Below are 12928 nucleotides of genomic sequence, written 5' to 3'. Positions count from 1 at the left end.
TTGCAAGAATGTAAGTGGTTCACCAACCGTTTTCATCGGAAATTGAAGCATAGTGTCAACCTTGATCGAGCTTAGAAATATCGGTGTGAGTTTCGATGGGCGTGAGCTTCTATCGAATATCAACCTCACGATAAAAAAAGGGGAAATCTTTGTTCTGATTGGTCCAAGTGGTCAAGGGAAGTCAGTGCTTCTCAAGATCATCGCTGGCATTCTGGAACCAAGCCTCGGTCAAATTTTTATTGATGGGGTCGATCTTTATGATTGTCCCACATCCAAAAAAACAGATCTCATGCGTCACATGGGAATGTTATTTCAAAAAAATGCTCTATTTGATTCTCTCACTTGTTCCGAAAACATTGCGTTTCCCCTGCGAGAGACCACCGCTTGTGACGAGATGGAGATCCATCGTCGAATCGATTTTTTTCTAAACGAAGTCGGCATCCTTCATGCTCGAGACCTCCTGCCAGAGGAAATCAGCGGAGGAATGCAAAAGCGCCTTGGAATTGCCAGGGCCCTGGCATTAGATCCAGAAATTATTTTCTATGATGATCCAACAGCTGGACTGGACCCAATTACGAGCCGCAAAATTGTTGATTTAATTATCAAACTGCAAGATGAGAAAAATTCGACTGTGATTGCAATTACCAACGATATGAATCGGGCCTATCAAATGGCCGACCGGATAGGTATGCTTATTGACGGGGGTTTGATCATTACTGGAACTGAATCAGAGACGAAAGCGCACCAAAACCCAACAGTTTATCAATTTATCCGCGGTAACTCTAGTGGTCCGCTGACGGTGTCTTGATGATTCGATTTGAAAATGTGATCAAAACATTTGGAGACCGAAGGGTTTTGGATTCCATCAGTTTTGAAGTTAAAGCAGGAGAAATTCTTTTTATTCTGGGAACCTCGGGCACAGGCAAGTCAGTTTTACTAAAGAATATCGTTGGCCTGCTCAGGCCTACCTCTGGCAAAATATTTGTGGATAACACAGAAGTCAGCCATCTCAGCGAAGAAGAGTATTTTGATATCCGAAGAAAATGCGGAATGGTATTTCAACACCCGGCATTGTTTGACTCCTTAAGCGTTCATGACAATATTTGCTTTGGACTCCGACGACATTTTAACCTTTCAGAAGATCAAATTGACAAACGTGTGCAGGAAGTTCTTCGACTCGTCAATCTCCCAAAAATTTCGGAAAAAATGCCCGCCAGCTTGAGTTATGGAATGCAAAAGCGAGTCAGCCTGGCCCGGACAATCGCAATTGGACCGAAAATTCTTCTTTTTGACGAGCCCACAACAGGACTTGATCCCGTCACCACCACAACTATCAATGAATTGATTCGATCCCTCAGTCGAACTCTGAACACGACGTCCTTGGTCGTCAGCCACGATATGCGTTGTGCCCTCGCTATTGCCGATAAAATTATTGTTCTGGATAAGGGCAAAATCATTGCCTGGGGAAGCCCCGCAGATTTGAAAAATTCAGACCACCCACTCGTTGTTGAATTCCTACAGGAGGCCTTGGCAATTGCATCTACTGATTCTAGTAATTAATGATATAGGAGGATGCCTCATTTTTTTGAAGGACGTCTCCCTCATCGCCCTGAAAGGCAAATGGCATTTTTCACTCATTTGTGAGCAGATCTGGAAGGTCACCAAACAGAGCTTCTCAACCACAGGCTTAGCGGGTTTTTTTGTTGGCGCTATTATGACAGTTCAATTCACGATGCAGGTAAAAGAGTTTGGGGCCCTGGGATACCTGGGCGGCCTCTCAACCAGTGCGACAATCCGAGAGGTCGGCCCTCTTCTTATTGCCTTCATGTTGAGCGGAAAGATTGGTGCCTTTACCTCAGCGGAACTTGGAACGATGAGGGTGACTGAACAGATTGATGCCATACGATGTCTTGGAGCCAACCCCATACGTGAGATTATCTTTCCACGTTTTGTAGGAATCGTTGTTTCTAGTTTTTTTCTTCTGGCACTTGGCCTGATCATGTCTATTGCAGGAGGCCTCCTCATGGGCATGTTTTTTTCTGGAATTAACCCAGAAGAATATTTACGCCATATACCAACGATAATTACGAGTATCTCAATTGGAAATGGCTTGATCAAATGCTTTACCTTCGCCCTCATTTTGGCCTCCATTTGCACTTATAAAGGATATACGACCACAGGCGGGACAAAAGGAGTTGGACGCTCGGTCGTCAGCACTGCTGTTGCTTCAATGGTTGGAATCGTCGTCGCAGATTGGATGACAAGCTTTGTGGGTGAAATTATCCTAAAGATGGTGATTAATTGATAAAAGAGAAAGGTATCTCACCCATTCATGACGCAATTTCAGGAGTCATTGGCTTCTCGGCTTTGACAGCTCAAACCCTGGGTCGGACTATTTCGCCCCCATTTCGCCCCAAGGATATTCTTCACCAAATCGTGTTTGTGGCTTACGAAAGCACACCCATTGTTGTCTTTTGTGTCAGCTTCGCAGCTGTCGTCACGATCATTGAGGCCAGTTTTCACATGAAGCTCGTCATAAAAAACGATGCTTTGGTTCCAGGATTTGCACCTCTTCTCATACTTCGCGAACTGGGGGCCGTCGTATCTGCCCTATTGGTCACCTCTCGCGTTGGCGCAGGACTCGCTGCAGAAGTCGCCAGCATGCGAGTCACCGAACAAATAGATGCCCTCCGAATGCTCGGAATTGACCCCGTCCGATTTCTGGTCGTCCCCAGATTTGTCGCATGCATTATCGGAGGCATCCTACTGAGCGTGATTGCCAATCTCGTCTGCCTCCTTTGCGCCATGATCGTAAGCCAAGTGAGTCTCGGATATTCTCTCGGCAGCTTTTTGATGTCCATGCGGACTTTTGTGAGTTTTCAAGATCTCCTATTTTCCACAGTCAAGGGGGCCTGTTTCGGCGCCACCATACCATTGTTTAGTTGTTTCTACGGGTTCCGCTGTAAACCGGGCGCAGAAGGTGTTGGCCTGGCGACCACAAGTAGCGTAGTGTCGACATCTGTAGCCATAATTATTATTGATTTTGTACTTTCTTGGTTGTTCACTCATTTTTACTAGGGACGGTGATATGAAAGCGGAAACTAAGGTCGGGGTTTTATTTTTAGTGGCTGTCGCATTAGTGATAGCTTTCGCCTATTTTCTTGGTGTTCTCAATCCATTCTCAAACACCTCGGATTTGACAGTGGCATATAATTTTGCCGGAGGAATCGAGGTGGGTTCGCCCGTACGCGTGATGGGAATCAAAGTGGGAAAAGTTAAGTCGATTGATTTTTCCCCTGATTTAAAAATGCAAAATGGCGAAGAAGTGAAGCTTAAGATTAGGATTCAGGTTGATAAAACTGCTTGGAAGACTCTGCGCCAGGATTCACGCTTTTACATCAATCTTGCGGGGGTCATTGGTGAGAAATTCTTAGAAATCACCCCTGGATCTTCCAATCAATCCACTCTCGAGCCTGGAGCTATTGTTCGAGGGGAAGATCCCCCTCGCATCGATCAACTCATTTCTCAAAGTTACGGGCTAGCCGGAAAAATAATCGAGTTTGTCGATAAAAACCAAGGATCCGTCGTCGACACCATTGAAATGATGAATCGTTTAGTTACAAACTTGAATAAGACTCTCCAGCTTCTCGACAGAGCCACTTCAAACAAGGAAGCCGAAAAATTGGTCAAAAATCTCATCATTATTTCAGATAACGTGGCACACTTGACCCAGGATCTACGAGGCCCAGAGGCTGAAAAAACGCTAGCGCTGCTCAATAAGCTCATCTGGCGCCTCGAAAGTCTAGATAAGGCTGCAATCAAGAAATTTCTCCAAGAGGAAGGCATCAAAGCTAAGTTGTTTTGATAAGGAGCCCAGATGTTCAAATTTTCTCTCTGTCTCTTCGTGCACTTGCTTGTAGGTTTTATCTCCACTCACGCACACTCGGCTATTCTTCTGGAAGAGGGTTCCCGAAGCGTCATCAATCAAGTCCATATTCCTCGCGAACCTGATGGTTTTTCTCTCAGAAACCACCGAAAGGTGGGAGTTGGGCTCATTGGCTCCGGAGTTTGGGGAATTCTTGGAGCCCACCTTGAGTTGAACTTCTCTAGCGAGTTTAGCCTACAGGGTGGCGTTGGATTCGGAGAGGGGTATCAAACCTTTGTAACTCAGATCCGGAGATATATATCAGGCGTTTCCTTCCTACCTTATCTTGCTGGAGGCATCGGACGTTGGTACACGGTAGGGACTGGAAAAGGCGAAATACAGCGAACAAACCCGGGGTTTCTCGCTGATCGCTTTTTGAGCCAAAATGAGAGGAAAACGGGACAGTTTTCTGAAATATTTCTATTTCCAAGTTTGGGAATTCAGTATCTCCAACTTGGTGGAGAGTGGTCGGGATCTTCAGTTTTTGCTGAAATCAGTCTGTTGGTTGATATTGAGGATCTTGTTCTCACCCCTACGGGCGCTCTCGGATACACCTACTTTTTCTAAATTTCTCCCAAAAAACTTCTGCAATGAACTGAAAAAACAAAAGCCCCTGGGATAACCCAAGGGCTCTCGTATGAGAAGCAAAAAACGAAGCTTACTTCTTTTTACGAGAAGTTTTCTTTGCTGCTTTCTTTTTAGTAGCTTTCTTAGCGACTTTTTTTGCTGCTTTTTTTCTCTTCTTAGCCATGTCTCCTCCTAGGATGAACTTACTTTGTTGTTTACCTTTGTTGGTAACAATCAAAAGTTTACCTGCGTGACATCTATCGTCAATAGAAAAAATAATCTTGAGCTTTTTTTTTGCATTTTTATTTCCGCATGGACGCTTTGATTATCATATTTCGCCTTTTTCAAATGATGTCCGCATATCTTTTCGTCATCCGAATCTTCGGACAAATACAACATCAACATTTTATCAGCGAGGATGCACTGACAAAAATTGGCACCTCATCCTTTATTTTAATTTTGATCATTGGAGCCCTTCCGCTGCCCAACGAAATGTGGAGATGGTTGCTTTTATTTTCCACATTGTTGTTCTTTTATTTTTCAGTTCAATTTGTCATTTTTCAGAGGGAAAAATCTTTTCAGGATAAGTTTATTTTTTGTCTGGATCGCTTGCTCATTTTGCTACGAACGGGTTCAGGATTCCGATCTGCTTTTGATAAAATAGTTGAGGAGGAAATTGGCTTCAACAAAGCCAAACTCATGCAAATTCGTTCGTCTGTTGTTTTTTCACAACACAAAAATAGGCTGTCTTTTGGGAACAATTGGACTGAAACAATGAGAGAACTTCAGCGTGCTCACACGAATTCACACGAATCGCTGCGACGAATTGAAAATTTACGAAGAAAGATGAAGATGGAGCGCGAATTTCGACATAAGTCCGGACAAATTCTTTTTCAGATGCGTATTCAGGCGTGGATTCTTGCCGGTTTATATCTTGCATTGCTTGTTCACGTTCTCTTTCGTGATGGCTCCCAGCTGCACTTGAGATGGATCGTTCTATCATTTGTGATGTTTATCATAGGACTTCTATGGACGCTAAATATGGGCCGGAGGATTAAGTGGAAGATCTAGCTCCTCCGTTGCGGTTTGTATTGACCTTGCGAATGAGTATCGAAAATGGAAACTCAGTTCAGACTTCGATTCGCCAATTCATCGAAGAATATCCAGAGAATCCCATTTCTTATCTCCTCGAACTTTGGCTGGCCGATTCAAAGAACAATCAAGCGCGTCAGCTCAAAGAATCCCCTTACTGGACATCTTGGAGACAAATCGTCTTGGATCTTGTTAGCCTCGGATTAAAGGGCGTCCCCATATTGGAAGATGTAAAGCAAATCGAAAAAGATCTCGCCGCTGCCTGTGACGAACAAATATCAAAAGCTCTCAATACACTTCCCTTCATTGCGTTAATTCCCATTTTGTTTTTACAATTTCCGGCCTATCTTGTTCTTCTCCTAGGACCCTGGCTCACAGAGTTATTGAGCCAGCTCAAATGAAGGCTTCCATCCACTTTTTTCTTTTTTGGGGATTCATTTGGATTGCAAAAGCTGATGGAGTCGCCTTAGCCAGAATAACCGATCAGGAAGTGGCGAATTACCTATGCAAGAAACAAATGGAGGAAGGACGCACACCTGTGGCCTGTTGGCGACAAAACAAGCTTGTTCCTGGAGAATCGGAACTCCGCTTCCTGTGCGACTTTGATCGTATTAAGCAACTTTCTATTCCCGAGTTAAAACAGATTCTAGAAGTGAAGACCCTGGGTACTCATTGCCTGCAACAGGCACAACGAGCTCTTGACCGTAGAACTTACCTGACGGAGGGCCTCATGAAGGATTCAACGCGTACGACGAAAAAGGGAGGGTCCTCACTACCAGGCTTTTGGCAAGATAATTGAGAGTCCTCGAACGACGAGTCAGAGCTTGATGAAACGCCCTCCTGTTAGGTAACGATAAGGGTTGATGGGAGAGGAGGAAATGTGAAACCAGATCAAATGAAGGTGGAAAATCTTGAGGCTCTCGTAGAAGAGCTCTTAAAGCCAGCCCCCGAAGAGAAATTGGTAGAGGAGCGAATGAGGTTAACTGGAATCCCCTATTCCACGGACCCCATCGAAAGAATCAACCTGGTCCTGCGGGCTCTCCATTTTGACGAGAGCGACGGACAGAGCAAAGGCGAAAAATGAAGCGAGCAGTCGAATTGGGATTTGAAACAAGAGCCATCCACAGCGGACAATTTCCGGATCCAACGACAGGGGCTATCATGACCCCTCTCTATTTGTCTTCCACTTATGTGCAGGAATCTCCCGGCAAGCACAGAGGTTACGAATACAGTCGAACCTCGAATCCAACTCGCAAGGCCTTTGAAAATTGTATAGCTTCTCTTGAGGGAGGAAGGCACGGCTTCGCCTTTGCTTCAGGCTGCGCAGCTGCTACCGTTGTTATGCATTTACTCAAAACCGGCGATCATGTCATTGCTGGAGATGATATGTATGGGGGGAGTTTTCGCCTCTTTGATAAAGTGATTAGGCACTTTGGTATAGAATTCAGCTACATTGATCTCACCAATCCAATCCGTTTTGAAGAATCCATTCAGCCAAATACAAAATTGGTCTGGCTGGAGACCCCAACTAATCCAATGCTCAAATTGGCTGACATTGGAGGCCTCACCGCTATTTGCAAAAAGCACAATATATTGTCAGCCGTTGATAATACCTTTATGAGTCCCTATTTTCAAAATCCACTGGCTTTGGGCGCAGACATGGTGGTTCACTCGACGACTAAATATATTAGCGGACACAGCGATATTGTGGGTGGCGTGATTGTTACTTCGCGGGATGATCTTGCAGAAAAGCTTGCCTTCCTGAGCAACTCCATGGGCCCTGTGGGTTCGGCATTTGATGCCTTTCTTTCCTTGCGAAGCCTCAAGACACTCGCCATAAGAATGAGAGCCCATGAAGAAAATGCTCGAGTTCTTGCTAACTTGCTAGAAAGCCATCCAAAAGTTGAGAAAGTTCTCTATCCTGGCTTGGCCTCTCATCCCCAACATGATCTCGCAAAAAAGCAAATGCGGGGTTTTGGAGGCATGATCACTCTCTATATAAAGGGAGGAATTGAGCCCGCTCGCAGATTTCTTGAGTCTGTTAGAATTTTCTCGTTGGCAGAGAGTTTAGGGGGAGTCGAATCGCTGATAGAGCATCCAGCGATCATGACTCATGCAAGCGTGCCTCCCGAAATCCGAAAGTCCTTGGGTATCGATGATGGCTTGGTTCGCTTGAGCGTGGGGATAGAAACCCTGAGTGATTTGGTCCAAGACCTAGAACAGGCCCTTGATAAAATTTAAGCCGCGCCGCTTCAGTCATTTTAATGGGGCTTACATTTGACAGTTCCCAATGTAACGGCATAAGTATAACTCTCATTTTTTTCTGCTGTTTAAGCGCCGTGGCTTGGTAGCTCAGTCGGTAGAGCAGAGGACTGAAAATCCTTGTGTCGGCGGTTCAATTCCGTCCCAAGCCACCATTTTTTAAGGTTCAAGCAACTTTTTTTCATGACTGAAACAAGCCTGCTCAAATATCTACAGGATAATCCCTTCCTTCTCGCTCCAATGGCCGGGATTACTGACTGTGCCTTTCGTTCCTTTATGAGAGAAATGGGTTGCGGAGCCGTTATCACCGAATTGGTCTCCGCCAACGGGCTTCATTATGAAAGCGCCAGAACCAGACAAATTATGAAATTTGAAGAGCCTCAAAGACCCGTAGGGATCCAACTATTTGGGGAACATATTGGACATTTGGCCGAAGCCGCCAAGTTAACAGAGGATTTGGGAGCGGATTTTGTCGACCTTAACTTTGGTTGTCCCGTTCCAAAGGTTGTCAACAAAGGAGCTGGATCTGGTGTCCTTCGGGACCTTCCTCATCTCTCAAAAATTTTGGCTGCAGTAAAAGGAGCGGTAGGTATTCCCGTCACCATAAAAATTCGCACGGGATGGGATGAAAAGAGTCGAAACTCGGCCGAAGTTGTGCGCCTCGCAAGCGAAGAAGGAATCACCTGGGTCACGATACACGGACGAACGCGAGCTGCTGGCTATTCGGGCAAGGCCGACTGGGAATATATCTCTGATGTCAAAAAAACGAGCTCTCTTCCTGTTATTGGCAACGGAGACCTCACTTCCGCAAGTGCTGCCATCGAAAGACTTCGATCCTCTCGCTGCGATGCTGTGATGATCGGAAGGGGATGCCTGAAGAATCCCTGGATTTTCCGTGAGGCAATTGCTCTCTTTCGAGGCGAATCCCAACCTATCGACCGAGATTTTGATTTGGTTTTTCAAAATTTATGCATTCACTTGGAGACACATTTTCCTGAAAGAATCGTCCTTCTCCAATTGAAGAAACTAGCTGCATGGTTTTCTGCAGGCTATCCAGACGCCAGTCGGTTTCGACGAGATTTATTCTCAAGCAAAGAGAAAGTCGAATTGAAAGATCGCATCAGGCTCTATTTTGATTCTGTAAAACAATTGGTGCAGGCGGACACAGGAGAGGAAGCTTTTCTGATGGGCGGTCATGGCTAGACCATTCTTTCTTAAATGTATTCACCTTAAAATTTAGCAGGCGAACTGGACCCTAGACCCCATCCCATTCTAATCAAGAAATGAGATGAACCAATACTCTTGCATGGAATCCATTGCCGTTTTCTCTGGATGTGAGAAAATGATTCTATCCATTTAAAGCCGAAGGAAGAGAGCAGGTTTAATCGATGGCGGTGGTCATAGAGGCACGCAACCTAGTCAAAAGGTTTTCTCAGAACACTAATACGGCAGTCAACGGCTTGAATCTTCAGATCCGAGAAGGCGAGTGTTTCGGTATTCTTGGTCCAAAAGGAGCAGGAAAGACCTCGGCGATGAAGATGATGTATTGCAATTCTCCTATCACTTCGGGAGAGCTCTTTGTTTTCGGATTAGATGTAAAAACCAATGCTCGCAAAATAAAAGGCCAGATCGGCGTGCTTCCAGAGGCCAATTCTCTAGATAACGAGTTCAGTGTATTGGATAATTTGCTCGTCCACTCTCGCTACTTTGGTATACCTCAAAGGCATGCTCGCACAAAGGCACGCGAACTGTTGCGATTCGTGCACTTGGAAGAGTTCGACGGCCGCCTGGTTGGATCTCTTACGATAGGAATGCAACGTCGCCTGGCTCTGGCGCGCTCTCTTGTCAATAATCCAAAAATTGTCTTTTTGGACGAACCCACTCAGGGGCTAGACATCCAAGAACAGAAATGGATCTCAGAAAGTATTGGCCAATTGAAACGCCAAGGGAAAGTGATTCTTTTATCTACAGACCGCTTGGAAGAAGCCGAAGATTTGTGCGATCGGGTTGTGATCATTGATAAGGGAAAAATCCTCTGTGAAGGACCTCCTCTCTCTCTGATTCACAAACACGTTGGGGTTGAAGTGATTGAGTTTCATATTCCGATGGACGAAATGGAGTATTTTTTAAAAAAAGTGAGGGACAAATTTGAATATCAGGTGGTGAGTCAAAGACTCCGTTTATTCATTAAGCCCGGACAAAATGGCAGATCCGTTATTGCTGATATTGAAAGTAGCAATATCGTCGTTAGAAAGGCCTCTCTTGAAGACGTTTTTCTGAGGATTGCGGGCTATGAACTACGGAAAGACAGGTGAGAATGAAGCTAAACGGAAGGCACACCAATAATCTACTTACTATTCCGAACTGGAGCAAGGGGGCCTTTGCTGTTTGGTACCGAAATGCCATTTGCTTCAGATATAGCATTCTTGTTTCAGTTTTTTGGATTGTTTTTGAACCGCTTATCTACCTTTTAGCAATTGGCTACGGATTGGGGTTTTTCATTGGAGAGGTCGATGGCACCCCCTACGTGAAGTTCTTCTTCCCGGCGCTCCTCATATCGTCTGGAATGTTTGTTTCTTTTCTGGAGGGTTCCTATGGTGGTTTTTCTAAACTGACAACACAAAAGACCTATCAGGTCATCTTATTGGCTCCCATTGAACCCGCCGAAATTGTCTTGGGAGAGATTTTATGGGCGACCACAAAGGGATTTTTAAGTTCCTCAGTTGTAGCCGCAGTGGGCGCTACGCAGGGACTGGTCGAGACTTGGCTAGTTCTGCCCGCCTTATTTGTGGCTGCTCTCTTGTGCTGGGTGTCTTCATCTTTTGGACTGCTTCTAACATCTTATGCGAAAACCTATGATTGGTTTATTTATGCACAGTCAGGATTCATGATTCCGATGTCATTATTTTGCGGAACCTATTTCCCCCTTGAACATCTGCCCCCCTTCATTCAAAATCTCACCTATCTGCTCCCTCTCACTCACGCCGTCATTGCCACTCGAGCGCTCCTCACGGGAGAAATGCCTTCCATTATTTTTCTCAATATTGGAATTCTTTTTGCGGTCGGATTCTTATTATCCAACTGGGCAACACATCGACTCACAAGGCAAATATTCCATTAAATATGGGTTTCAGAATCATTTTCTGGCATTTCCTCTTCAATGACTGGGATTTCAAAGTCCGAATTTCCCGTCTCATCTTTTAATATCTCGTCAACAGTATCCATCATTTCTGTCTTTTCCCATATCAAGCCCTTCCAAGGAAAATCGATCAATCTAAAGCTCGCGATTTCCCAATCGGCGCTCGAAATTTTCTTAAATCGGTAAAGTCGCGTACAAATACTAAGAATTCGCTTGCGTGCGTAATCTGTAAGGTTTCCCTTCTTAAAGTAGGCATGATGGCCCTTTGGGTTAGGAAGCAAAAATGCCAAAAACGAAGCCTCAAGAAGATTTACCTGTGAGGGCAATTTCTGGAAATAATACTGCGTTGCCGCCTTAATTCCAAAAACGTTCGGACCAAATTCTACAACATTGAGATATTTCTCCAAAATATCTTGCTTAGAAAATTTTTTTTCAACTTCCTTCGTTAAAAAAGCTTCTCGAATTTTTCGAATAAAACTTTTCTCTTTATCAAGAAAGACGTTCTTTACTAACTGTTGGGTAATGGTGGATCCTCCGCGAGCCAATCGCCCCCTTTTTACATTCGTCTCAAAACTTTCCCTAATTTCAAACCAGTCAAATCCATCGTGACTAAAAAATGAGGCGTCCTCCGAGGCAAGAACGGCATCGACAACTAAAGGGGAAATGTTTGCCAGACGAACATAAGACTGACTTTTAGAGCAGAGCTCTACTCGATTCATCGAAGTGGTCAAACAATTTCGCAACTCCCCCACATCTGGCAAAGTTGTCAGAAGAAAACCCAATAAAATTGCCATTCCTAAAAGAAAAAGAAATGGAATTGATATGATGGCAAGCGTACGACTTACTTTAATATATAACATGTTGTTCCTTCATCCACCTGATACTTTGAGCAATGGCCTCTCTCGCAGGTCTCGTCTTCAGCCCTAGCTCATTTCTAGCTTTACTCGAATCAAACCAGTGAAATAGAGTCGATGTCCAGGCTGTTTCAGAATTTAATGGTCCTTTCATTCCAAATCTCTCTAAAATGTCTCCCACCTTTCCTAACCCGTGCACGAGCACATTTGGCAGGAATATGTGTGGAGGTCGAACTCCCGCTTCATCGGCGATGATGCCAAAGAGATCTTTAATCAGCAGATTCTCGCCACTCAGAATATATCGTTCTCCCGTTCGTCCCTTGGTAACAGCGGCCCACAAAGACGGTATCAGATCCTCAACGGCAATGACATTAACCCCCCCGCCAGTATAATAGGGGAATATCCCTTTCGCTACCTTGATTTGCGTCCCGCGACTGCCCTTAAGAGCATCACCTGCACCATAGATCGTCGAAGGGTTCACAATAACTGCGTCGACTCTCCCTTCCTCAACTGATATTTTTACCAGTGATTCTGCTTCTCTCTTCGTTTCAAAATAGCCCAAATTAAGATGTGACAAATTGAATTGCGAATTCTCATTTAAGGGAATTCCATCAAAACTCGCCCCAATTGCCGTCACTGAACTCATGTGCAGCAATTTTATGCCCCCCTCTGCCTCCACTGCCCGTAAGATATTTGCTGTTCCCTGGACGTTGACTCGCTCCATTTCGCTCCGCATTGATCGCGAATAACCAACAAGCCCGGCCAAATGAAAACCCAATTTTACTCCCTTAACGGCCTTTTCGAGGCTTTCGATTGAAGTGATATCTCCATGAGCCACTTCAATTGGCAAACCCTTGAGTTCAAGTGGAAGTTCAGGCCCCCTACATAGAATACGAACCTCAAGACCCTTCTGACAAAGATCTCGGGTCAACCAAGTTCCCACAAATCCAGTGGCTCCAGTTATCAAAACTTTCATTTTTTTGTTTCTCCCTAAGTCCAGTCTTATCCATCTAAAGTCCATGATTTTATAGTTGATATCACCTTGTTTGGACCGATTTGCAGATTATTGATAATCTGAAATCACATAAT

General features: G+C 44.7%; 16 protein-coding genes and 1 tRNA gene. 15 read left to right on the top strand and 2 right to left on the bottom strand.

All coding sequences use genetic code 11. The features are described from left to right. Nucleotides 1–52: 52 nt before the first annotated feature. The 15 genes from IPL83_18530 (at nucleotide 53) to IPL83_18460 (ending at nucleotide 10967) form a co-directional block, all read left to right on the top strand. On the top strand, nucleotides 53–808 hold the full coding sequence (locus IPL83_18530; protein MBK9041117.1) for an ATP-binding cassette domain-containing protein: 756 nt from the start codon (nucleotides 53–55) through the stop codon (nucleotides 806–808). Further along, nucleotides 808–1560, top strand: a complete 753-nt coding sequence (locus IPL83_18525) for an ABC transporter ATP-binding protein (GenBank protein MBK9041116.1) — start codon at nucleotides 808–810, stop codon at nucleotides 1558–1560. The genes IPL83_18530 and IPL83_18525 overlap by 1 nt, the downstream gene beginning before the upstream one ends. Beyond that, the gene (locus tag IPL83_18520; protein MBK9041115.1) at nucleotides 1535–2305 is read left to right on the top strand and encodes an ABC transporter permease; all 771 of its coding nucleotides are present in this window, start codon (nucleotides 1535–1537) and stop codon (nucleotides 2303–2305) included. Before IPL83_18525 ends, IPL83_18520 begins: the two co-directional genes overlap by 26 nt. Nucleotides 2306–2367: 62 nt before the next feature. Continuing rightward, a complete protein-coding gene (locus tag IPL83_18515; GenBank protein ID MBK9041114.1) occupies nucleotides 2368–3078 on the top strand; it encodes an ABC transporter permease in 711 nt (236 codons plus the stop codon). Nucleotides 3079–3088: 10 nt separating this feature from the next. Then, nucleotides 3089–3865, top strand: a complete 777-nt coding sequence (locus IPL83_18510) for an MCE family protein (GenBank protein MBK9041113.1) — start codon at nucleotides 3089–3091, stop codon at nucleotides 3863–3865. A gap of 12 nt (nucleotides 3866–3877) precedes the next feature. After that, complete coding sequence (locus tag IPL83_18505) at nucleotides 3878–4492, top strand: hypothetical protein (protein MBK9041112.1); 615 nt, start codon at nucleotides 3878–3880, stop codon at nucleotides 4490–4492. A gap of 294 nt (nucleotides 4493–4786) precedes the next feature. Further along, a complete protein-coding gene (locus tag IPL83_18500) occupies nucleotides 4787–5563 on the top strand; it encodes a hypothetical protein (GenBank protein ID MBK9041111.1) in 777 nt (258 codons plus the stop codon). Next, nucleotides 5551–5985, top strand: coding sequence for a hypothetical protein (locus IPL83_18495; GenBank protein ID MBK9041110.1), 435 nt, complete (start codon nucleotides 5551–5553; stop codon nucleotides 5983–5985). Before IPL83_18500 ends, IPL83_18495 begins: the two co-directional genes overlap by 13 nt. After that, nucleotides 5982–6383, top strand: a complete 402-nt coding sequence (locus IPL83_18490; protein MBK9041109.1) for a hypothetical protein — start codon at nucleotides 5982–5984, stop codon at nucleotides 6381–6383. Before IPL83_18495 ends, IPL83_18490 begins: the two co-directional genes overlap by 4 nt. 81 nt (nucleotides 6384–6464) lie before the next feature. Next, a complete protein-coding gene (locus IPL83_18485; protein ID MBK9041108.1) occupies nucleotides 6465–6668 on the top strand; it encodes a hypothetical protein in 204 nt (67 codons plus the stop codon). Further along, complete coding sequence (locus IPL83_18480; GenBank protein ID MBK9041107.1) at nucleotides 6665–7825, top strand: cystathionine gamma-synthase; 1161 nt, start codon at nucleotides 6665–6667, stop codon at nucleotides 7823–7825. The genes IPL83_18485 and IPL83_18480 overlap by 4 nt, the downstream gene beginning before the upstream one ends. A gap of 100 nt (nucleotides 7826–7925) precedes the next feature. Beyond that, nucleotides 7926–8001: transfer RNA gene (locus IPL83_18475), tRNA-Phe, on the top strand. Between the two features lie 28 nt (nucleotides 8002–8029). After that, a complete protein-coding gene (gene dusB, locus IPL83_18470) occupies nucleotides 8030–9049 on the top strand; it encodes a tRNA dihydrouridine synthase DusB (protein ID MBK9041106.1) in 1020 nt (339 codons plus the stop codon). Nucleotides 9050–9234: 185 nt separating this feature from the next. Further along, nucleotides 9235–10161 (top strand): ABC transporter ATP-binding protein, encoded by a 927-nt coding sequence (locus tag IPL83_18465; GenBank protein MBK9041105.1) that lies wholly within the window; start codon nucleotides 9235–9237, stop codon nucleotides 10159–10161. Next, complete coding sequence (locus IPL83_18460; GenBank protein ID MBK9041104.1) at nucleotides 10158–10967, top strand: ABC transporter permease; 810 nt, start codon at nucleotides 10158–10160, stop codon at nucleotides 10965–10967. The genes IPL83_18465 and IPL83_18460 overlap by 4 nt, the downstream gene beginning before the upstream one ends. Here the strand turns inward: IPL83_18460 and IPL83_18455 are convergent. Both IPL83_18455 and IPL83_18450 read right to left on the bottom strand, forming a co-directional pair. Next, complete coding sequence (locus tag IPL83_18455) at nucleotides 10964–11845, bottom strand: transglycosylase domain-containing protein (GenBank protein MBK9041103.1); 882 nt, start codon at nucleotides 11843–11845, stop codon at nucleotides 10964–10966. The genes IPL83_18460 and IPL83_18455 overlap by 4 nt on opposite strands. Next, nucleotides 11832–12815: an NAD-dependent epimerase/dehydratase family protein gene (locus IPL83_18450; GenBank protein ID MBK9041102.1), complete on the bottom strand. Its 984-nt coding sequence runs from the start codon at nucleotides 12813–12815 to the stop codon at nucleotides 11832–11834. The genes IPL83_18455 and IPL83_18450 overlap by 14 nt, the downstream gene beginning before the upstream one ends. Between the last annotated feature and the right edge of the window lie 113 nt (nucleotides 12816–12928).

The sequence above is a fragment of the Bdellovibrionales bacterium genome, from assembly GCA_016716765.1.
GTDB lineage: Bacteria > Bdellovibrionota > Bdellovibrionia > Bdellovibrionales > UBA1609 > JADJVA01.
This window is presented reverse-complemented; position numbering and strand designations above follow the sequence as displayed.

Coding starts and splice junctions, on each gene's coding strand:
- IPL83_18455 (MBK9041103.1), bottom strand. CDS start 11,845: ATGTTATATATTAAAGTAAGTCGTACGCTTGCCATCATATCAATTCCA.
- IPL83_18480 (MBK9041107.1), top strand. CDS start 6,665: ATGAAGCGAGCAGTCGAATTGGGATTTGAAACAAGAGCCATCCACAGC.
- IPL83_18490 (MBK9041109.1), top strand. CDS start 5,982: ATGAAGGCTTCCATCCACTTTTTTCTTTTTTGGGGATTCATTTGGATT.
- IPL83_18450 (MBK9041102.1), bottom strand. CDS start 12,815: ATGAAAGTTTTGATAACTGGAGCCACTGGATTTGTGGGAACTTGGTTG.
- IPL83_18525 (MBK9041116.1), top strand. CDS start 808: ATGATTCGATTTGAAAATGTGATCAAAACATTTGGAGACCGAAGGGTT.
- dusB (MBK9041106.1), top strand. CDS start 8,030: ATGACTGAAACAAGCCTGCTCAAATATCTACAGGATAATCCCTTCCTT.
- IPL83_18465 (MBK9041105.1), top strand. CDS start 9,235: ATGGCGGTGGTCATAGAGGCACGCAACCTAGTCAAAAGGTTTTCTCAG.
- IPL83_18510 (MBK9041113.1), top strand. CDS start 3,089: ATGAAAGCGGAAACTAAGGTCGGGGTTTTATTTTTAGTGGCTGTCGCA.
- IPL83_18505 (MBK9041112.1), top strand. CDS start 3,878: ATGTTCAAATTTTCTCTCTGTCTCTTCGTGCACTTGCTTGTAGGTTTT.